At 38.0% G+C, this 21752-nt stretch carries 19 protein-coding genes and 1 other annotated feature; of the genes, 9 read left to right on the plus strand and 10 right to left on the minus strand.

Annotation, left to right across the window (positions count from 1 at the left end):
- Positions 1-142: 142 nt before the first annotated feature.
- Entirely contained in the window at positions 143-1609 is a 1467-nt protein-coding gene (locus tag IGL32_RS02645) for an MDR family MFS transporter (protein ID WP_002355658.1), read from the plus strand.
- 38 nt (positions 1610-1647) lie between these two features.
- Positions 1648-2439 carry an alpha/beta hydrolase gene (locus IGL32_RS02650; protein ID WP_002355660.1) on the plus strand — a complete coding sequence of 264 codons (792 nt, stop codon included), beginning with the start codon at positions 1648-1650 and terminating at the stop codon, positions 2437-2439.
- A gap of 80 nt (positions 2440-2519) precedes the next feature.
- On the opposite strand, the gene IGL32_RS02655 is transcribed toward IGL32_RS02650, so the two are convergent.
- Positions 2520-3182 carry a TetR/AcrR family transcriptional regulator gene (locus tag IGL32_RS02655; RefSeq protein WP_002358755.1) on the minus strand — a complete coding sequence of 221 codons (663 nt, stop codon included), beginning with the start codon at positions 3180-3182 and terminating at the stop codon, positions 2520-2522.
- Positions 3183-3435: 253 nt separating this feature from the next.
- On the opposite strand from IGL32_RS02655, the gene erfC reads away from it, so the two are divergent.
- From erfC to IGL32_RS02680, 5 genes are all read left to right on the plus strand, one after another.
- The gene (gene erfC, locus IGL32_RS02660) at positions 3436-5151 is read left to right on the plus strand and encodes a multidrug ABC transporter ATP-binding protein/permease ErfC (RefSeq protein ID WP_002355662.1); all 1716 of its coding nucleotides are present in this window, start codon (positions 3436-3438) and stop codon (positions 5149-5151) included.
- Complete coding sequence (erfD, locus tag IGL32_RS02665; RefSeq protein ID WP_002378051.1) at positions 5151-6920, plus strand: multidrug ABC transporter ATP-binding protein/permease ErfD; 1770 nt, start codon at positions 5151-5153, stop codon at positions 6918-6920. Before erfC ends, erfD begins: the two co-directional genes overlap by 1 nt.
- Before the next feature lie 409 nt (positions 6921-7329).
- Positions 7330-7935 (plus strand): TetR/AcrR family transcriptional regulator, encoded by a 606-nt coding sequence (locus IGL32_RS02670; RefSeq protein ID WP_002355664.1) that lies wholly within the window; start codon positions 7330-7332, stop codon positions 7933-7935.
- Between the two features lie 138 nt (positions 7936-8073).
- Positions 8074-9153, plus strand: a complete 1080-nt coding sequence (locus IGL32_RS02675) for an ABC transporter permease (RefSeq protein ID WP_002355665.1) — start codon at positions 8074-8076, stop codon at positions 9151-9153.
- A 4-nt stretch (positions 9154-9157) separates the two neighbouring features.
- Positions 9158-9826: an ABC transporter ATP-binding protein gene (locus IGL32_RS02680; RefSeq protein ID WP_002363221.1), complete on the plus strand. Its 669-nt coding sequence runs from the start codon at positions 9158-9160 to the stop codon at positions 9824-9826.
- Between the two features lie 57 nt (positions 9827-9883).
- On the opposite strand, the gene IGL32_RS02685 is transcribed toward IGL32_RS02680, so the two are convergent.
- From IGL32_RS02685 to IGL32_RS02705, 5 genes are all read right to left on the minus strand, one after another.
- Positions 9884-10447 (minus strand): class I SAM-dependent methyltransferase, encoded by a 564-nt coding sequence (locus tag IGL32_RS02685; RefSeq protein WP_002355667.1) that lies wholly within the window; start codon positions 10445-10447, stop codon positions 9884-9886.
- The gene (locus IGL32_RS02690; protein WP_002355668.1) at positions 10447-11415 is read right to left on the minus strand and encodes a TIGR01212 family radical SAM protein; all 969 of its coding nucleotides are present in this window, start codon (positions 11413-11415) and stop codon (positions 10447-10449) included. Before IGL32_RS02690 ends, IGL32_RS02685 begins: the two co-directional genes overlap by 1 nt.
- Before the next feature lie 15 nt (positions 11416-11430).
- A complete protein-coding gene (locus IGL32_RS02695; protein ID WP_002355669.1) occupies positions 11431-12081 on the minus strand; it encodes a phosphatase PAP2 family protein in 651 nt (216 codons plus the stop codon).
- A 167-nt stretch (positions 12082-12248) separates the two neighbouring features.
- On the minus strand, positions 12249-13274 hold the full coding sequence (locus tag IGL32_RS02700; RefSeq protein ID WP_002426020.1) for a DUF4097 family beta strand repeat-containing protein: 1026 nt from the start codon (positions 13272-13274) through the stop codon (positions 12249-12251).
- Positions 13274-13933 (minus strand): DUF1700 domain-containing protein, encoded by a 660-nt coding sequence (locus tag IGL32_RS02705; protein ID WP_002381265.1) that lies wholly within the window; start codon positions 13931-13933, stop codon positions 13274-13276. The genes IGL32_RS02700 and IGL32_RS02705 overlap by 1 nt, the downstream gene beginning before the upstream one ends.
- 316 nt (positions 13934-14249) lie before the next feature.
- Between IGL32_RS02705 and IGL32_RS02710 the strand changes: the two genes are divergently transcribed.
- Positions 14250-16451 (plus strand): autolysin, encoded by a 2202-nt coding sequence (locus IGL32_RS02710; RefSeq protein ID WP_002426019.1) that lies wholly within the window; start codon positions 14250-14252, stop codon positions 16449-16451.
- A 50-nt stretch (positions 16452-16501) separates the two neighbouring features.
- Positions 16502-16734 (plus strand) — a binding site (T-box leader).
- A 121-nt stretch (positions 16735-16855) separates the two neighbouring features.
- On the plus strand, positions 16856-19270 hold the full coding sequence (leuS, locus tag IGL32_RS02715; protein WP_002364766.1) for a leucine--tRNA ligase: 2415 nt from the start codon (positions 16856-16858) through the stop codon (positions 19268-19270).
- A gap of 55 nt (positions 19271-19325) precedes the next feature.
- On the opposite strand, the gene IGL32_RS02720 is transcribed toward leuS, so the two are convergent.
- From IGL32_RS02720 to IGL32_RS02735, 4 genes are all read right to left on the minus strand, one after another.
- Complete coding sequence (locus IGL32_RS02720) at positions 19326-19550, minus strand: DUF3955 domain-containing protein (RefSeq protein WP_167591290.1); 225 nt, start codon at positions 19548-19550, stop codon at positions 19326-19328.
- Positions 19551-19646: 96 nt separating this feature from the next.
- A complete protein-coding gene (locus IGL32_RS02725; protein WP_002379142.1) occupies positions 19647-20090 on the minus strand; it encodes a hypothetical protein in 444 nt (147 codons plus the stop codon).
- 175 nt (positions 20091-20265) lie between these two features.
- Positions 20266-21099: an amino acid ABC transporter substrate-binding protein gene (locus IGL32_RS02730; protein WP_002355679.1), complete on the minus strand. Its 834-nt coding sequence runs from the start codon at positions 21097-21099 to the stop codon at positions 20266-20268.
- A 10-nt stretch (positions 21100-21109) separates the two neighbouring features.
- Entirely contained in the window at positions 21110-21745 is a 636-nt protein-coding gene (locus IGL32_RS02735) for an amino acid ABC transporter ATP-binding protein (protein WP_002355681.1), read from the minus strand.
- Positions 21746-21752 lie beyond the last annotated feature (7 nt).

The following is a 21752-nucleotide window of genomic DNA, read 5'->3' on the forward strand; positions in this document are numbered from 1 at the left end:
TACTTGGCTGACTTCTTGTTTTTTTTTTGTAATAATTTTTTTATGAAAAAGCATTTTTTTAAGACATTTTGTTCTTTTTTGTATAGAATAGCTATGGAGCAATTTAGAAAATTGACAATTGAATAGAAAAGGATGTGAACAAATGGCAAAAGAAACAAATGTTAAGTTAGTCACGGTGAGTGTTTTTGTGGCAACATTTATGACAGCCATTGAAGGGACCATTGTGTCTACTGCGATGCCAACGATTGTCGGCTCGTTACATGGCATGGAAATTATGAACTGGGTATTTTCAATTTATTTATTAACGAATGCGATGTTAACACCGATTTATGGGAAACTTGCGGATAAAATTGGTCGTAAACCTGTCTTCATGATTGGCATTATCATTTTTATTTTGGGCTCCTCGTTGTGTGGCTTTGCTCAAGATATGTTGACTTTAATTATTGCCCGCGCAATTCAAGGTGTGGGGGCAGGCGCAATTTTACCAGTTGCGTTAACGATTATTGCCGATATGTATACATTGGACAAGCGAGCGAAAATTTTAGGTTTAAACAGTGCCGCCTGGGGAATTGCTAGTATTTTTGGTCCGTTAGCAGGTGGTTTTATTGTAGATACAGTCGGTTGGCATTGGATTTTCTTCATTAATGTTCCTATTGGACTTGTTTTATTGGGCTTGATTAGTATTTTCTTAGTTGAACCAAAGCGGGAACGGACCAAGATGCCAATGGATATTTTGGGCAGCGTTACTTTGATGGCAGTGCTGCTAACGTTATTGCTAGGTTTTCAAATGATTAGCGATAATGGTTTTACATTAGTAACATTTGGTTGTTTGAGTTTGAGTGTGCTCTTTTTTGTAGCATTTGTGATGATAGAAAAACGCGCGCAAGACCCAGTGATTGATTTGCATTTATTTAATCAACCAACGTTTGTTTTAGTAAATCTTATTGCAGCGCTTATTAGCGGTTTCTTAATGGGGATTGATGTCTACATTCCGATGTGGATGCAAGGTGTCTTAGGAAAAAGTGCAGGAATTGGTGGCTTAGTTTTAGCGCCTATGTCGTTACTTTGGATGGCTGGATCATTTATAGCAAGTAGCTTCATGGAAAAATATGCTATGAAAAAAGTCTTAACGATTGGGTTATCGATTCTATTAGTCGGGGCCATCTTTTTAGTGGTAATGCCAATGGCCGTTCCGTTTTGGCTTTTCTTTGTAGTGTCTTCTGTCTTAGGAGTTGGTTTTGGGATTACTATCACAACGACTACGGTGACCGCACAAAGTACAGTGGAGCCTGAAAAAATGGGGGTTGCAACATCGTTTAATACGTTGGTGCGTACAATTGGGCAGACTGTGATGGTGTCAATTTTTGGTGTGATTTTAAACGCAGGAATGTTTGCAAAATTGGAAGCGAGCGCGTTAAACGTCGATGCAGATGTCATGAATCAATTAGTGAATCCACATACTGCAAATTTAATTCCAGCTGCGTTGTTAAAACCATTACGCGGTATCCTCTATGCAGGTCTGCATAATGTTTACTTAGTCGGTGCGGGCTTAGTTGTTGTCGCTCTTTTGTTAAATATTTTCGCAAAAGCGCAACGAGCGAAGGTTTAGTGGTACACTAATAGAAAGAGTATTGGAGGGAAAAGTAGATGGCCTTTTTACAAGCAAATATTTATTCAAATGTATTGGAAATGGAAGTGAATGTGAACGTAATTTTACCACAAGAAACGGTAAAAAAAGTGGGCACAAGTACCCAAGCAGCATTGACAGATATTCCCGTGTTGTATTTATTACATGGGATGGGAGGGAATCACAGTGTCTGGGCTCGCAGAACCTCTATTGAGCGGTATGTCGCTGATTTGGGGATTGCTGTCATTATGCCGTCCACGGATTTAGCTTGGTATACGGACACACAATACGATATGAACTATTGGACGTTTATCTCAGAAGAATTACCGAAAATTTGTCATCAACTCTTTCCACAGTTAAGTACAAAACGAGAAAAAACCTTTGCCGCTGGTTTGTCAATGGGTGGTTATGGCGCCTTGAAATTAGGATTAGCGAAACCAGAATCTTTTGCAGCCGTTGCTTCTTTGTCTGGGGCAGTTAGTTTATCATCCACTAGTTTTGGGGAATTATTAAAAGTCCGTAAGCGAAGCTATTGGGAAGGTATTTTTGGCCCGTTAGATCAAATTGAAGGTTCCATTCACGATCCGCTGTATTTATTACAACAATTAGTAGAAAGCCAAACAGAAATGCCCCAATTTTACCTTTGTTGTGGGGAGCAAGATATGTTACTTTCTGCTAATCAACAGATGGCTCAAGCGTTGGAACAGGCACAGGCAAGTTACACTTTTGAAACTGGACCAGGAGAACATGACTGGGTGTTCTGGGATGAATGGATTCAAAAAGCCTTGGCTTGGCTACCAATACCAAAATAGACAAAGTAGTTTTCAATATTTATTTTAAAAGTTAGCCCTTGGTCCGTCAGTCGAAATGACTGACGGACCAAGGGCTTTTTTTATTTAGATGAAGAGGTGTTGTCTGCTTGCAACCCATCTAAGTAGGTTTTAACGGCTTGAATAAAGGCGGATTTTTGGTGGATGGAGTGTCGAAATTGAATGCTTTCCTCCATGTACGTTAACTCATTGTCGGAGACATATTGTTTCATGTGCAACACTTGTTCTTTTAAATAGTCATCTCCGTTCAACACTTGCGAAACGAGCTGTTTTTCCTCCGTTGCGTCCATAATCATCCCAAATAAAAGATGTTGTAAAGACGTTACTGCTAAATGAGTCATTTCTGGTGAAAAACCTGCTTCTCTTAAAATGCCCATCATTTGATTCAAATGGCGTAATCGTTGGGGATAGGCAGGGACGGTTTGGATTTCGATAGCTACGGCACAGGGAAATTGTTGATAGAGATCATAATAGTTTTCCATGAAGGCCAGTAAGTCAGAATACCATTCACCACATAATGCAGGTTCTTGAAAGTGCTCTTCAATCGCTTCAGCCATACTTTGAAGTAAGGCTTGCTTATTTTTAAAATACCAATAAATTGCGGGCGCCTGTACACCAAGCTGTTTGGCGACTTTACGCATAGAAAGTTGTTCTAAAGTGGGACTTTTTTCTAACAAAGAAAATGCGGCTGCAATAATCGTGTCTTTTGATAATTTCGGTTCCATGATTTTAGCTCCTATTAAACGTTATCTTCGTAAGTTTATCAAAAAGAAGGTACACTTTATGATAGGAAAAACTTGTGAAAAATTAACTTGTTCGCTTGTATTTTACCACTAAAAATGGTAAATTATGAATCGGCCTTATTTTACAGTGTTAAATTGGTGAAGTCAATGAGCAAATTGATTTTTTTGTAATGGGGAAGAATTCGCAGACCAACACTGAAGAAGCAGGGAACTATTTTAAGAAAGTAGGGATAAGATGGACCTTATTATTCAACACGCCAAAAAATACAAAGGCTCGGTAGTTATTGCCTTGTTGGCGGTGATCGTAATGGTTGTCTCAGCACTTTGGCAACCAAAATTGTTACAACAAGTGTTGGAAGCAATTATGAATGACGATAGCGACAAAATGAAAAACTTAGGGATTCAATTAATTGCCATTGCAGGATTAGGACTCGTTGCAGGGGTTATTAATACAATTTTTTCTGCCAAAGTTGCCCAAGGTGTCAGTGCTGACATTCGTGAAGCAACTTTCCGCAAAATCCAAACCTTTTCATTTGGCAATATCGAAAAATTTTCAGCAGGTAACTTAGTTGTTCGTTTAACAAATGACGTTACTCAAATTCAAAATGTCATTATGATTGCGTTGCAGACACTTTTTAGAATTCCTTTTTTATTTATCGGGAGTTTTATTTTAGCGATGCTAACCTTGCCACAACTATGGTGGGTGATTGTTGCACTTGTCATCGCAGTTATTTTGATTTCTATGCTGTCCTTTTCGCAAATGGGCAAGCATTTCATGATTATTCAAAACTTGATTGATAAGATTAATGGCATCGCAAAAGAAAATTTGTTAGGCATTCGTGTCGTCAAATCATTTGTTCAAGAAAAAAATCAATTGTCACGTTTTACAAAAGTGAGTGAAGAATTAACCACCCATAACTTAATCGTAGGTAGCTTATTTGCTGTGATGATTCCAGCGTTTATGTTGGTGGCGAACTTAGCTGTTGTAGGCTCAATTTTCTTTGTGAGTAACTTAGTCAAGGACGATCCAACTTTAATCGGTGGTGTCGCTTCCTTTATGAACTATTTAATGCAAATCATGATGGCGATTATTATCGGCGGAATGATGATGATGATGACTTCTCGTGCCGCTGTTTCCATTAAGCGGATTAAAGAAGTGATGGAAACAGAACCAGATGTTACCTACAAAAAAGTCCCAGAACAAGAGTTAATTGGTAGTGTTGAGTTTGACCACGTATCTTTCCGTTATCCTGGGGATGAAGAAGATACCTTGAAAGACATCTCTTTCTCTATTCAGCCAGGTGAAATGATTGGGATTGTGGGCGCAACTGGTGCTGGTAAATCTACGTTGGCACAATTAATTCCACGTTTGTTTGATCCGACAGAAGGAAAGATTGAAGTTGGTGGTGTCGATTTACGAGAAGTGAACGAACACAGTTTACGAAAAACAGTTTCCTTTGTGTTGCAAAAAGCAATCCTGTTCTCTGGAACGATTGCGCAAAATCTACGCCATGGTAAACGTGACGCTTCTGAAGCGGACATGGAACGGGCTTCAGGCATCGCCCAAGCCAAGGAATTTATTGAAAAATTGGCAGAAGGTTATGATGCACCCGTCGAAGAACGAAGTAATAACTTTTCTGGTGGACAAAAACAACGGTTATCAATTACTAGAGGTGTGATTGGTGAGCCTAAAATTTTGATTTTAGATGATAGCACCAGCGCGTTGGATGCTCGTTCGGAGCGGTTAGTCCGAGAAGCGTTGGATAAAGAGTTAAAAGAGACTACCACGATCGTTATTGCCCAAAAAATTTCTTCTGTTGTCCATGCAGATCGTATTTTAGTATTGGATAATGGACGTTTAGTCGGGGAAGGCACGCATGAAGAATTAGCAGCTACGAACCCCGTGTATCAAGAAATTTACGAAACTCAAAAAGGAAAGGAGGAAGCTTAATGACTGATTTAATAAAAGCTAGTAAATTTTTCTATCATTATTTAAAACGTTACAAAGTTTCTTTCCTCTTTATTTTCTTAGCAATTTTCGCAGCGACTTATTTACAAGTCAAAGCGCCACAATTCGTTGGGGAAGCTATTCAGGAATTAGCGAAATATGCGGTTAATGTGATGCAAGGAAAAGACGATAAAAGTGCGTTCGTTTCTGTCATTTGGAAACTACTCATTTTTTATGTCTTAACTAGTGCCGCTAGTTTCATTTATAGTATTCTCTTTACACAAGTCGTGGGGAAATCGACGAACCGCATGCGGATTGGTTTGTTTAACAAATTAGAAAAATTGACGATTCGTTTCTTTGATTCTCATCAAGATGGTGAAATTTTAAGTCGTTTTACTAGTGACTTAGACAACATCCAAAACAGTTTAAACCAAGCGTTGCTACAAGTATTAACCAATATTGCCTTATTGGTTGGTGTCTTAATCATGATGTTCCGTCAAAATGTGGAACTGGCATGGGCCACAATTGCTTCTACGCCGATTGCGATTTTAATTGCGGTCTTTGTGATTAGCAAGGCGCGCAAATATGTCGATTTACAGCAAGATGAAGTGGGTAAATTAAATGGCTATATGGATGAAAAAATTAGTGGGCAACGTGTGATTATCACTAATGGCTTACAAGAAGAAACCATTGACGGCTTTTTAGAGCAAAATGAAAAAGTTCGTGCCGCTACGTATAAAGGTCAAGTGTATTCAGGATTACTTTTCCCAATGATGCAAGGAATGTCATTAGTCAATACGGCGATTGTTATTTTCTTTGGTGGTTGGTTAGCAATCAATGGCTCTGTTGATCGTGCCGCTGCGCTAGGTTTAGTCGTTATGTTTGTCCAATATTCCCAACAATATTATCAACCATTGATGCAAATTTCTTCAGGTTATAGCATGATTCAATTAGCTGTTACAGGCGCTCGTCGTTTAAATGAGATGTTTGATGAACCAAATGAAATTCGTCCCGAAAATGGCGAAAAATTAGAAGAGATTAACAAAGCTGTGGCTTTAAATCATGTTGTTTTTGGCTATAATCCAGAAACGCCTGTGTTGAAAGATGTTTCTATTCATGTGGATAAAGGTGAAATGGTCGCTTTAGTCGGACCGACAGGCTCAGGAAAAACAACGATTATGAATTTAATGAATCGCTTTTATGATGTGAATGAAGGCGCCGTGACGTTTGATGGTGTGGACATTCGTGAAATGGATTTAGATAGCTTGCGTTCACATGTAGGCATTGTTTTGCAAGAGTCCGTTCTATTTTCAGGAACAATTCGTGAGAATATTGCTTTTGGTAAGCCAGAGGCCACGGATGAAGAAATTGTTCAAGCAGCGAAACAAGCGAATATCCATGAATTTATTGTAAATCTTGAGCAAGGCTACGATACTGAGATTACGGAAGAGAATAACCTTTTCAGTACGGGGCAAAAGCAATTAGTAAGTATTGCACGAACGATTATTACCAATCCAGAATTATTAATTTTGGATGAAGCAACAAGTAATGTTGATACAGTAACAGAAGCTAAAATCCAAAAAGCGATGGACGAAGCAATTAAAGGGCGCACCAGTTTTGTGATTGCCCATCGTTTGAAAACGATTCTAAATGCGGATCGGATTATTGTTTTACGAGACGGTGAAGTCATTGAAGAAGGCAACCACCATGAACTAGTTGAACAAGATGGATTCTATGCGGAACTTTATAAAAATCAATTTGTTTTTGAATAAGTTGAAAAAGAAGCAAAATGAGTCATTCTCATTTGCTTCTTTTTTTGCTATGCTAAATAGAAAAAGGAGATATATCAATGGGGAAAATGAGGAATGTACGACAATTACGGCGCACGTTTTTGGTGCTAAATACTTTATTTGTACTGAGTGTATTCAGAGAGAATCGATGGACAAAATCGGCACTACTTTTTTGGTTGTTGGCTAATAGTTTTTTATATGGACTGCAGTGGTTGATTTATTTTGGGGGCGAAAAAGGCTGGCTGATACATCTGCAGCGGTGGTATTATTGCGCGATTCTTCTCCAAATAGCAGGCACATTGATTGTATATTTTTCGTTTTTTGTATAAAGGTCTCTCGTTTCTTGCCGGAGAATATGCTAAAATAAAAAGCAGCAGGGGGCGAGAAAACCATGGAAAAGCCAAATAAACGCAAAGCTGATTTAGAACGTACACGGCAAATTATTTTGTCTGTCGCTTCTGAATTATTCATGACAAAGGGGTTCAAAAATACCTCCACTCGTGAAATTGCTTTAAAAGCGAACATTACCCAACCGAATCTCTATCACCATTTTAAAAATAAAAAAGAACTGTATTTAGCTGTGATTGAAGAATTAACGTCCCGTGTTCAGGAAGAATTAGTCCCAATTGTTTCTGGAAATGCATCAGTAGAAGAAAAACTTTATCAATTAATCAAAGTTTTGTTAGATGAACATCCGACCAATCTTTTCTTAATGTTGAACGACATGTTTCAAGAAATGGGCCCTGATTACAATCGTACGCTGTATCAAATTTTCAAAAAAACCTATATCAATAATATTGCGGCTATTTTTGAAAGTGAACCTGAAACCAATTGCTTACAAGAGGGCATCAGTGTAGATGATGCAACTCGGTTTATTTTATATAACGTTAGTGCATTATTAAGTATTGAAAAAACGTACCAGCGAAAAACAGTGGATGACGATGTCAAAAAATTTATTCAATTTATGCTACATGGCGTTCTGAAAAGTCACAAATAAAAAATAGAGAAGCCCTGTTGGAAAACAGACTTCTCTATTTTTTTGTAAAATTCACTTATCAATTGATAAATAATTATTGATTTATCGATTGATAAGTGATATAGTTTATTTCGAAAAGAAGAAAGAGGTGAACCATTCATGTTTTTAGGATTTAATGAAATGAAGTATTCAAAAGGACGGTACGTCCTTGTAGTTTTAGTAATGGTCTTGATTGCTTGGTTAATTTTTATTTTGTCAGGTTTAGCGAACGGTTTAGCTCAAGGAAATCGTTTAGCCGTAGATCAATGGCAAGCGAATCAAGTGGTTTTATCAAAAGAGGCCAATAGTAATTTAAATGTATCAGTGTTAGATGAAAACGTGAAAGAGACGATTTCAGGAGGCAAAATTGCACCGATTGGTCAACAGTCGTTAGCCATCCGCCCAGCAGATGATAAAAAGGCTGAATTAACGAATGTTAGCTTATTTGGGATTGAAAAAGAAAGTTTTTTAATGCCAAAAGTGATTGAAGGAAACGCATTTACTGATAAAAATCAAGTGATTGCTTCAGAAACATTGAAAAATCAAGGATTTAAAATTGGCGACAAATTAACTGCAGGGAAATATGATGAGCAATTAGAAATTGTCGGCTTTATTTCTAAAAGTAGCTATAACATTGTGCCAGTTATTTACACTTCTCTGGATACTTGGCGGTCAATTAAATATGGTGACAATCCAGCAATGGCCAAAATGGTTAATGGTTTCATTGTTCGCAGCAAGGACAACGCGGAAGTTAAAACGACTAATAAAGACAGCCAAGTTCTTTCAATTTCAGATTTTATTGAAAAACTGCCGGGATACAGCGCTCAAAACTTGACCTTGGATGGCATGATTTATTTCTTAATTGTGATTGCAGCGTTCATTATCGGTATTTTTATCTTTGTGATGACTTTACAGAAAACAGCAATGTTCGGTGTCTTAAAAGTTCAAGGGGTGCCGACTAGTTTCTTAGCAAAGGCAGTCATGCTACAAACCGCTTTATTGGCTGTTCTAGGAGTGGCGATTGGTCTTGCTTTAACGGGAATTACCGTGCTCTTTTTACCAGAAGCGATGCCTTATGCAACTAATGGACCACGCATGATTTTGTTTAGTGTACTATTGATTTTATCTGCATTAATTGGCGGGGCATTTTCAATTCGAACGATTGCTAAAATTGATCCGTTAATCGCGATTGGAGGTTAGAGACATGGCAAATGTTTTAGAAATGAAAAATATTTATAAAAAATATGGTGAAAAACATACAGAAGTGATCGCGTTAAAAGAATTATCTTTTGCGGTTCAGCCAGGTGAATTTGTCGCAGTAATTGGTCCTTCTGGTTCTGGTAAAAGTACCTTTTTAACGATTGCAGCTGGTTTACAGGCACCGACAAGTGGTGAAGTCATTGTTGGCGGGCAATCACTAAATAAGTTAACGAAGAAGCAACGTTTGGCGCAACGTTTTCAAAAAATCGGCTTTATTTTACAAAGCTCTAATTTGGTGCCATTTTTAACAGTGGAAGATCAATTTCACTTAATTGAAAAAGTTGATAAGTCACGTAAAAATAGTGAATTAAAAGAGCAATTGTTAGAGACGTTGGGTTTAAAAGAATTACGAAATAGTTATCCTCGTGATCTCTCTGGTGGGGAAAGACAACGGGTAGCCATTGCGTGTGCATTGTATCATGAGCCAGACGTAATTTTGGCAGATGAACCAACGGCTAGTTTAGATACAGAAAAGGCGTTTGATGTTGTCCAATTACTAGCGAAAGAGGCTAAAGAGAAAGATAAAGGAATTATCATGGTGACACATGATGAGCGTTTGTTGAAATACTGTGATCGAGTGGTTCGTATTCGTGATGGTGAATTGACAGAGTAACAAAACAAATAAAAGAGAACATGATCGGATTGCTGGAGACAATCCGACCATGTTCTCTTATTTCTTTTCAATACAGAAAAGAACAGGTGGCTGATTTTTTTGATTGATAAACTCATAACGTAAGACACTGTAAACATCTTGTGGTAAGGCTTGCGTGTAATTCGTGACCAAATCAAGTTCCTCTGAACCGCCTTCGTGGCCATAATAAACGACTAAAATAATGCGACTTCCTTTTACCAAATGAGGCAGTAACCCATCTAACGCCTGTTTAGTCGTAGCGGGTTTTGTAATAATTTCCTTATTACTTTTAGGTAAATAGCCTAAGTTAAAAATAGCGGCAGTGATTTCTGTTTCTTCATCTAGGACAGCATGAAGATGTTCATGTCCTAATGGAAATAACGTAGTTTGTGGGAGTAAATTAAGTTCTGTTAACTTTTGTTCTGTATTGATCAACGCTTCTTTTTGGATATCAAAGGCGAAAACTTCACCAGAAGGGCCAACCAGCTCTGCTAAGAATGCTGTATCATGACCATTTCCCATTGTTGCATCAATGACGAAGTCGCCAGGTTCCACTACTTCTTTTAAAAGTTGGTGACTAAAATGTAGGGCTGTTTGTAGCATTAATTGAAAACTTCCTTTCCTGAAATGACAGTATATTTTCCTTGATAACTGTTGCGGCGTTTCATTTCCGCATCAATCGCATTGAGAACTTCCCATTTTTTCAAGCTCCACATCGGTCCGATAATTGTTTCAAAGGGAGCATCGCCTGTCAAGCGATGAATAACAATTTCGGGTGGAATCATTTCTAACTGATCACAAATCACTGAAACATAGGCTTCTTTGCTCATCAATTGTAAGCGTCCTTCATTATAATCCCGCATCATTTTGGTATTTGTCATTAAATGAAGTAAGTGCAGTTTAATCCCTTGGATATCTGAATCCTGAATAGTTCGCCGCACATTTTCGCGCATCATAGCGGGGGTTTCACCAGGTAGCCCGTTAATTAAATGTGTACAGACCCGAATCCCGTGTTTCCGTAATTTAGCCACGCCATCTAGATATGTTTGATAATCATGAGCGCGATTAATGGCAGCGCTAGTTTCCTCAAATGTGGTTTGCAAACCCAACTCTACCCATAAATAAAAGCGTTCATTTAATTCGGCTAAATAGTTCACTACCTCATCAGGCAAACAATCAGGACGGGTACCAATGGATAAACCAACGACGCCTTTTTCATTGACTACTTGTTCAAACCGATGACGAATAACGTCAACGGGCGCATGTGTATTGGTGAAATTTTGGAAGTAAACAATGTATTGATCGACAGTTGGCCATTTTTGATGCATCAATTGGATTTCTTTTTGAAATTGAAGCGGCAGGGGATCGCTAGGTGCAACAATCATGTCGCCTGAGCCAGAAACACTACAGAACGTACAACCACCTTTGGCAACCGTCCCATCACGATTGGGGCAATCAAAGCCACCATCAATTGGCACTTTAAAAATCTTTTCACCAAACTGTTGACGAAGTGCATAGTTCCAAGTGTGATAGCGTTTATTTGGATCATCTGAATAAGGAAAAATTTGCATAATCAAGACTTCTTTCTAGCGTTGTTTGCTTTGAAATCGCCAAACAAAGCGTTTTTCTAAATAAATAGGGTAACTTAATAACAACCAAGCTAAACCAAGACAAAAACCACCTAAGATATCGCTAGGGAAATGGACACCTAAATAGATTCGACTAACCCCAATCATGAAAATCCCAATACCTAGTAAAATTTGCACACAAAGGCGGACCGTTTTATTTTTAATGAAAATTGGCAGAATCAATAAAATAGTGCCGTAGAACAAGGTACTTCCTACAGCATGTCCGCTAGGAAAACTATACGTATGTTCAGTTACTAAATGCTCCAAAGTAGGACGTTGGCGCATAAAGAATAATTTTAATAAAGAATTACCTACGCCAGCAATTAAGGCAGTATTAATAAAGAGCCATAATGCTTCAGCATAATATTTCCAAACAATAAACAGAGCAATGACAACGATTGCTAAGATGATAATCGTCAATGAATTGGCAAATTTGGTGTACCAAATAAAAAAGTTATTTAGCTGTGGAAAAGGACGACGAACAAAAGAAGTAATCGTTTGATCAAAGCCTTTGAGCCAGGTTGGATAAAAACGAACAACGTAGCCTAAAAACATAAATACTAAAAGAAAACAACTACCTGCAAATTGATAATAAAGTTTGTTTTTCATAAAAAATCCTTTCAAAATTTAATCGCAACAATCCGTATTATACCATCAAAAGGGTAAAAAATTAAAAGATAATTTCATTGCCTGATTAGAGGGGATACAGATATTAAAAAAGTTCTGGCAGCACAATCTCTCATTGTGGTGCCAGAACTTTTTTAAATGGTGCATGGTTATTGATTATCATCATCAGGAGTATCAACGGTAATATCGCCGAATTCGCTAGAAAGGTTAAACTCTGTATCCGCACGACCATTCTTATAAGATGTTCGCTCTTTGTTTAAAAGTTGAACATCGCCTAATTTTGATTCACCTTTGATTGAAATGTTACGCAAAATTTCTCCAGAATTTACATAAATATCTCCATGGACAAGAGCAACAGTTAATTTTTTAGGCACAGCAGGCATGTCTAAAGAAAAATCACCATTTTCACTTGAAAAGTTAGCTTCTCCTTTGAAATCATAGACGCTAATATCGCCATCTGTCGTTGTTGCTTGGATGTTTCCGCGAGCATTTTGCACTCGAATATCACCAGAAATAGTAGTATTTTTGATTTCATCGAAATAGGCTGAATCCAACGTTATATCGCCGTCAGTGGTTTCAACTGTTGCTTTTTTAGCGGAAGTATCCGCTGAAAGGTAGATACCATCTGAAGAGTTAAGCGTCATTTTTTTGGCTTTAACACCCGATAGACTAACATAAGAATTTGGTAGATTAGTTGTTAATTCGTCTACGTTAAAAGCATTCAATGAAACTTGTGAATTGGTTGAGCCATCAATTACTAACTTTTTCACATTATTAGGAATCTGGACACTCACGTTCGGTGTGAAGTCACTAAAAATGCCAATATTAAAAAATGACAACTCGGGTTGGTTTTGTGTGCGAGTGGTATTGATGGTTGCTGTTATTTTATTTTTTTCTTCTTTGACATTTAAGGTGCCTTCAGCTTTTGAATAAAAGGCATTATTCGGTGATCGTAATCCCATGTTGTTACTATCAGTTTTATAAATGGTATAAGGGCCTTTGCCTTTTAAGGATAAGTGAAGTTCTTCGCCTGCTTGTTTATTTTTTAGTGTATAACTTTCTTTTAGCGGCGTGACTGATTTTTCCGCTTGCTTGTAATAATAGACGGCGCCAGATCCACCAATTAGCATCGCTAAGACAGCAATGGATAAGAGAATCCCTGTTGTTTTTTTCATTAGATATCACCTCGTAAAACAGCAATGTTCCATTGGAAATAACGCTTAAAGACATGTGCTGAAAATTTTAAAATTGGTAGAAATAGTAACCAACCAATGATTGATGCACCAAATAAAAAGAGACTCATAGATAATTGGAAAAAGGAAGCGGCATTTGCTTGGGTAATAACACTATAAATACCATAAATTGGTGAAAATAAAGTTGCAGCTCCGGCAATGCCACAACCGACGTACATTAAGGCAATCCCTAAAATAACCCAAAACATGAAGAAAAAATTTAAACAGAAAATACCAAGCACTTGGAAAAATCGGGTTAGCGGCCGATGCTGTGGTCGTTGATAGTATGGAGAATCATTATCATAGTAAAATTCAGATTCTTCTTCATAGGGATGATCATAAGCAGGTGTAGCCGCTGGAATTTCTTGCCAGCCATTATTTTCAATTTTTCGTTCCGTTAATTCAATGCCTTGTTCTTTTAAAATTTCTTCTGCGATAACCCGTGGTTTCCCCAATGATTTTGCCACTTGTTCTTCTGTTTCGCCTTCCGCAACACGAGCATCAAATAACGCCTTGTATTTCGCAAGAATAATAGCTTGATCTTTTGGATTTAACGCTTTTAAATAAATTTTCAGCTCAATAATAAAATGTTCTTTATTCATTCCGCTCCCTCTTTCTACACGATTCATTTCTCATCTTAAACTATAATTTCTTTTTGGGCGAATAACAAGAGGAATTAAAAAAATCAGACTAAGGTAAAGAAGCATCTACAACTAAAGTCGCAGTTTTTTTCCGAGTAGTAACAAGAGAGTAAATCCATGTTAAAAAACATTACTTCTTTACAATCTAGTTACAGTAATATGAAATTTTGTTGAAGTGTTTTTAATTCGCCAGAAAAAAAGGTATACTTGTTATAATAACAAAACTAAAAAATTACATTTACATATAAGTTAAAAAAGGAAAGTTGGGGACGTATCAATGAAGAAAGAATCAATGTCACGTATCGAAAGAAGGAAAGCACAACAAAGAAAGAAAACGCCAGTACAATGGAAGAAGAGCACTACTTTATTCAGCTCGGCGTTAATTGTTTCATCTGTAGGAACGCCCGTTGCGTTACTACCAGTGACTGCTGAGGCAACAGAAGAGCAGCCAACAAATGCGGAAGTTGCCCAAGCACCTACTACGGAAACTGGCTTAGTAGAGACACCAACAACAGAAACTACGCCAGGAACTACGGAACAACCGACAACGGATTCGTCAACAACGACTGAATCATCAACAGAAACACCAACAACACCAAGTACCGAGCAACCAACAGTTGATTCAACTACACCTGTGGAATCAGGAACGACTGATTCTTCAGTAGCAGAAATCACGCCAGTAGCTCCTTCAGCAACCGAGTCTGAAGCAGCGCCTGCGGTTACACCCGATGATGAAGTAAAAGTACCAGAAGCTAGAGTAGCTTCTGCGCAAACTTTTTCAGCGTTATCACCGACGCAAAGTCCTTCAGAATTTATTGCCGAGTTAGCTCGTTGTGCACAACCTATTGCGCAAGCCAATGATTTATATGCATCAGTGATGATGGCTCAAGCAATCGTTGAAAGTGGTTGGGGAGCAAGTACGCTATCTAAGGCACCAAACTATAACTTATTTGGGATTAAAGGCAGCTACAATGGACAATCTGTCTATATGGATACATGGGAATATTTAAACGGCAAATGGTTAGTGAAAAAAGAACCTTTCCGTAAATATCCTTCTTACATGGAATCATTCCAAGATAATGCGCACGTGCTAAAAACAACTTCTTTCCAAGCGGGCGTTTACTATTATGCTGGGGCTTGGAAAAGCAATACAAGCTCGTATCGCGATGCAACTGCTTGGTTAACAGGTCGTTATGCGACAGATCCTAGCTACAATGCTAAATTAAATAATGTCATTACCGCATATAACTTAACTCAATATGATACACCATCTTCTGGCGGAAATACTGGGGGCGGAACAGTTAATCCAGGAACAGGAGGTTCTAACAATCAATCAGGAACGAACACCTACTATACTGTAAAATCAGGGGATACCTTGAATAAAATTGCCGCGCAATATGGTGTGAGCGTTGCTAATTTACGCTCATGGAACGGCATCTCTGGCGATTTAATTTTCGTTGGTCAAAAACTTATCGTGAAAAAAGGTGCTTCAGGTAACACTGGTGGCTCAAACAACGGTGGCTCAAACAATAATCAATCAGGAACGAACACGTACTATACTGTAAAATCAGGGGATACTTTGAATAAGATTGCCGCGCAATATGGCGTGAGCGTTGCTAATTTACGCTCATGGAATGGCATCTCTGGCGATTTAATTTTCGTTGGTCAAAAGCTCATCGTGAAAAAAGGTGCTTCAGGTAACACTGGTGGCTCAAACAACGGTGGCTCAAACAATAATCAATCAGGAACGAATACGTACTACACAATTAAATCAGGCGATACCTTGAACAAAATTGCCGCCCAATATGGCGTGAGTGTTGCTAATTTACGCTCATGGAATGGCATTTCTGGCGATTTAATCTTCGCTGGTCAAAAAATTATTGTGAAAAAAGGTACTTCAGGTAACACCGGCGGCTCAGGCAACGGTGGCTCTAACAATAATCAATCAGGAACGAATACGTACTACACGATTAAATCAGGCGATACCTTGAACAAAATTTCTGCACAATTCGGTGTTAGTGTGGCTAACTTACAAGCCTGGAATAACATCAGCGGTAGTTTGATTTTTGCTGGTCAAAAGATTATCGTGAAAAAAGGCGCCAACTCAGGTTCAACGAATACGAACAAGCCTACGAATAATGGTGGCGGTGCGACAACATCCTACACGATTAAATCAGGCGATACGTTGAATAAAATTTCTGCACAGTTTGGCGTGAGTGTTGCTAATCTACGTTCATGGAACGGGATCAAAGGCGATTTAATTTTTGCTGGTCAAACAATTATCGTGAAAAAAGGCGCTTCTGCAGGTGGCAATGCTTCTTCAACAAATAGTGCATCAGGCAAACGCCATACAGTTAAAAGCGGTGATTCACTTTGGGGCTTATCAATGCAATACGGAATCAGCATCCAAAAAATCAAACAATTAAATGGCTTAAGCGGGGATACAATTTATATTGGTCAAACTTTAAAAGTTGGTTAATTTAAGATTGAAAAAAATAGCTATCTTTGGTAACATGAGTCTTATAATAGAAAAAAACAATGAGAAGGAATAGTAGAAAGAACCATGTGATAGAGAGCGTATGGCTGGTGGAAATACGTACAGAAGCTTTTGAACTCGCCTTTAAGTTACTTTTTTGAACAAACCAAGTAGAAAAAGTCGGTGACGATCGTTAAGACGTTTGAGGTTAAGGTGACGGTGACTGACCGTTTCTTTGACGAATTTAGGTGGTACCACGTTGCATTTGTATGTTCACGTCCTATAGGAATTTTTCCTATAGGACTTTTTTTTTATCACTAAGTGGCTAGTTTAAGTCAGAATAGTGACAATGGCTGCAGGTGGCAAATTTTAAGAATGAAAAATTTTATATTACTAGGAGGAATAACATGAGCTACAATCACAAAGAGATTGAGAAGAAATGGCAAAAATATTGGGCTAAGAACAATTGTTTCAATACATTGGACGACCCAAATAAAGAAAAATTTTATGCATTAGATATGTTTCCCTATCCATCTGGACAAGGTTTACACGTAGGTCACCCGGAAGGCTATACAGCAACCGATATTCTTTCACGTATGAAACGTGCGCAAGGCTATAATGTGTTGCATCCAATGGGCTGGGATGCGTTTGGTTTGCCAGCAGAACAATATGCGTTAGATACAGGAAATGACCCAGCTGAATTTACTAAGAAAAATATCGAAACATTCCGTCGCCAAATTAATTCACTAGGATTCAGCTATGATTGGAATCGCGAAATTAATACCACTGATCCTGAATATTACAAATGGACACAATGGATATTTACAAAATTATATGAAAAAGGGTTAGCTTATGAAGCAGAAGTTGCGGTTAACTGGGTACCTGAACTAGGAACTGTTATTTCAAATGAAGAAGTCATTGATGGAAAAAGTGAACGTGGCGGTTATGATGTGGTTCGCCGACCAATGCGTCAATGGATGCTGAAAATTACTGCTTATGCAGATCGCTTATTAGAAGATCTAGAGCTTGTTGATTGGCCAGAAAGTATTAAAGATATGCAACGAAATTGGATTGGACGTTCTGAAGGAGCCAATGTGACGTTTAAAGTCGCTGGCACAGAAGAAAGTTTCACGGTGTTTACAACCCGTCCTGATACCTTGTTCGGTGCAACCTATACTGTTCTAGCTCCTGAACTAGAACTAGTGAAAAAAATTACGACACCTGAACAAACAGCAGCTGTAGAAGCATATATTGAAGAAACCTCAAAAAAATCTGATTTAAATAGAACGGATTTAGCAAAAGAAAAAACAGGTGTTTTCACAGGTGCGTATGCTATAAATCCAGTCAATGGCCAAGAAATTCCAATTTGGATTGGCGATTATGTTTTAGCAAGCTATGGCACAGGCGCAATCATGGCGGTCCCAGCGCATGATGAACGGGATTACGAATTTGCGAAAACATTTGGCATTGATATCCTACCAGTAATCGCAGGTGGCGACATTACAACAGAAGCCTATACAGGGGATGGACCGCATATCAATTCTGATTTCTTAAATGGATTAAACAAAGCAGAAGCCATCGCTAAAATGAATGAGTGGCTAGAAGAAAATCACGTAGGGAAAAAAGAAGTATCTTATCGTTTACGTGACTGGTTATTCTCTCGTCAACGCTACTGGGGTGAACCAATTCCTGTGATCCATTGGGAAGATGGAACAACCACAACGGTTCCTGAATCTGAGTTACCTCTACGTTTACCAGTAACATCGGATATTCGCCCAAGTGGAACTGGGGAATCGCCATTAGCAAACATTGATGAATGGGTCAATGTCGTCGACCCTGAAACTGGCATGAAGGGAAAACGTGAAACGAATACTATGCCACAATGGGCTGGAAGCTCTTGGTATTACTTACGATTCATTGATCCTCATAATAAAAATGAAATTGCTGATTTTGAAAAATTAAAACGTTGGTTACCAGTTGATATCTATATTGGTGGTGCCGAACATGCGGTGCTGCATTTACTTTATGCTCGTTTTTGGCATAAATTCTTATATGATATTGGTGTGGTTCCTACCAAAGAACCTTTCCAAAAATTATACAACCAAGGTATGATTTTAGGAGAAAACAACGAAAAAATGTCTAAATCACGTGGCAATGTTGTAAATCCCGATGATGTGGTGGCTAAATATGGTGCGGATACATTACGTCTTTATGAAATGTTCATGGGCCCATTAGATGCCTCCATTGCTTGGAATGAAAATGGATTAGAAGGAAGTCGTAAATTCTTAGATCGCGTTTGGCGTCTGATTGTTGATGAAGAAGGCAAAATGCGTGACCGAATTACCACAATTAATGATGGCCGTTTAACGAAAGTTTATCATCAAACGGTTAAAAAAGTGACAGAAGATATGGCAAACTTGCACTTTAATACAGCGATTTCTCAATTAATGGTTTTTGTGAATGAAGCCAATAAAGTGGATGCCTTACCTTATGAATATGTGGAAGGATTTGTCCAATTACTTGCGCCAATCGCGCCACATATTGGTGAAGAACTATGGCAAATTTTAGGTAACGAGGAAAGTTTAACTTATGTCCCTTGGCCAACCTATGATGAAGCAGCCTTAGTAGAAGATGAAGTGGAAGTAGTTTTCCAAGTGAACGGAAAATTACGTGGCAAACAAAATGTCGCTCGTGGGTTAAGCAAAGAAGAATTAGAACAAATTGCAATGAACCATGAAGCTGTTAAAGAATTTATTGAAGGAAAAACAGTGCGCAAAGTGATTGCTGTTCCAGATAAATTAGTAAATATTGTTGCAAATTAAGTTTACATGTTTTTATTAAAAAAAGAGCCGGACGTGTCAAAACGTCAGGCTCTTTTTAAGGTTGTTTTGTTTTACCTTTTTGATTCATATGTTCTTTACATGTGATTGTTATAACCGAAAGCAAGGCGATGAAGAGAAAAAAGTAACCGAGCGGCATACAGAAAAAGGCGGGTTCTTTTAAAAGTCCATCGCTAGATAATGTTGATCCAACTAAAATAGAGATCATAAATAATAAAAGACTAATCAAGCCAAGAAATAAGCTAATACGATATTTTTTCAACTTCAGTTCCTCCTTTAATGAACTATCACTAAGATAAATCAAAAAGGTTAACTTTTTTTTAGGCAACTGTTAAAACTTAGATAAGAAATCTATTTTCTAAGTTTGTCGTTGTTGGTAATTGGTTAAGATCATACGTGAGAAGGGACCGACAATCAGCAATTGATAAGGAAGGGCAACAATAAAGTTCAGGCCCCAAGCTTGGAAATACGCACTTAGTGACAACGTCTGGCCTTCCATTAATAAGCCAAATAAAGACATACAAGTCACCATGCCGATAATCATGAGACTCGAAATGGTCAGAATAAGTAATAGCCGTTTTTCTTTATTAAAGGGTAAAGAAAAAGCGATTTTCTTAGCTAAGACACCAACGATGAAAACGTCTAAAATAAAAGCAACGATAAATCCAGGAAGCAAACCTTTTGATAAGGCGTACAATGAAAACTCTTCATGCAATAATAAATTATAGGTGCTCATTCCGAAAACCATCAGAAAGCACATTAACGTAGTAAAAAGCATTCCTTCTTTTTTATTAGTAGGCATTTTTTTCTCCTTTCATTTATTGAGAGTAATGATTGTTCTAGGCAGAAAAGGACAAATTCTCTCGACTTTTACTAGTGTAGCAAAAATAAAAGTTCTTCATAAGTTAGAATTTGCTAAGAATTTGATTCAAATAAAAAGGTGTACTAAGTCAGCAGTACACCTTTTTATTCGTTATTTAGTTTATTTTTGTGTTATTTGTAACGTCCTCTCCAAACCATTTTTGAGAAATTTTACTAAGGGTGCCATCTTTTCGTAACGTTTCAAAGGCAGTATTGATTTTTTGGACTAATTGATTGTCTGATTTGCGGACGCCCACAGCAAAATCTTCATTGTCATAGCCTACATGAGAAATAGTATAGTTTTTTAAATTATCTTCGTGGGAAAGATAGTAGTTGGCGTAGACGCGATCAATTAGGAGCCCATCAATTCGGCCAGATTTTAAATCTAAGAAAGCTTCATTAAAGCCGTCATATAAAATAGGCGTTTGGTCTTTAACAAATTTTTTCAAAACGTCGGGCTGACTTTCGAAGCCATCATAGCCAGAAGAGCCGTTTTGAACCCCTAAAATTTTGCCTTGCATGTCGCTCGCTGTTGCAATGTTTTTTTCTTTTAAAGAAACAAGTACTTGATCGTTCGTCATGTAAGGTTGTGTGAATTGAACTTTTTCGGCCCGCTCGCTCGTTTTAGTGTAGCCGTTCCAAATAAGATCAATGGTTTGATTTTGTAATTCTGTTTCTTTCATAGACCAATCAATCGGTTGGAAGTCAACGGAAATGCCATAAAGTTTAAAAACCGCTTTGGCTAAGTCGACATCAAAGCCGACAATTTTGCCTGATTTATCTTGAAAACCCATGGGCACAAAGGAGTCATCTAAGCCAATAATAATCCGTTTTTCTTCGTTAATCCGTGTCCATTGATCTTCGTTGCTTTTTCTTTTACCACAACCTGCAAATAGGAGTAAACTACAACAGATAACCAGCAAGGCTAAAGAATATTTCTTTTTCATCATAAACTCCTTTCTATTGGACGGGGGCAACCGTCAAAAGATTGTCTGCAATTTTTTCAGCGAAAGCCATATCGTGGGTCACGACAATCTGTGTCATGCCTTGTTTCCGTAAATCTAAAATAACTTCTTCCACTTGTTGGCGTAAAGCTGGATCTAGCGCGCTCGTTGGTTCATCGTACCCAAGAACTTTTGGCTTCATTGCTAAGGCACGAGCAAGTGCAACTCGTTGTTTTTGTCCACCGGAAAGTTGGTACGGATAGAGTTTTTCTTTACCAGCCAAGCCCAATTTTTCCAGTAATTCTAAAGCTTCTTGCTGACTTTTTGCTTTTTCTTCTTTTAGTACTAATGTAGGTGCTAAGGTAATGTTTTCTAAAACTGATAAGTGAGGGAAAAGTTGGAAATCCTGGAAAACGACCCCAACCACTTGATCGGCATTGTCCATTTCAGCAGGATTGAAAGGAACACCATCCAACAAAAGCTCACCAGAATCAATGGTTTCTAAACCAGCCAAACAACGAAGTAAAGTGGTTTTTCCGCCGCCTGAAGGACCAACAATCGTTAAAATTTTACCCTCTGGAATTTCTAAATTTAAGTGATCAATAATGGTCCGGTTGTCAAAATGTTTGGTTAAATTTTTAATAGTTAACATGGTAGAG

Source organism: Enterococcus sp. AZ035 (assembly GCF_050548325.1).
In the GTDB taxonomy this organism is placed as follows: Bacteria; Bacillota; Bacilli; order Lactobacillales; family Enterococcaceae; genus Enterococcus; species Enterococcus faecalis.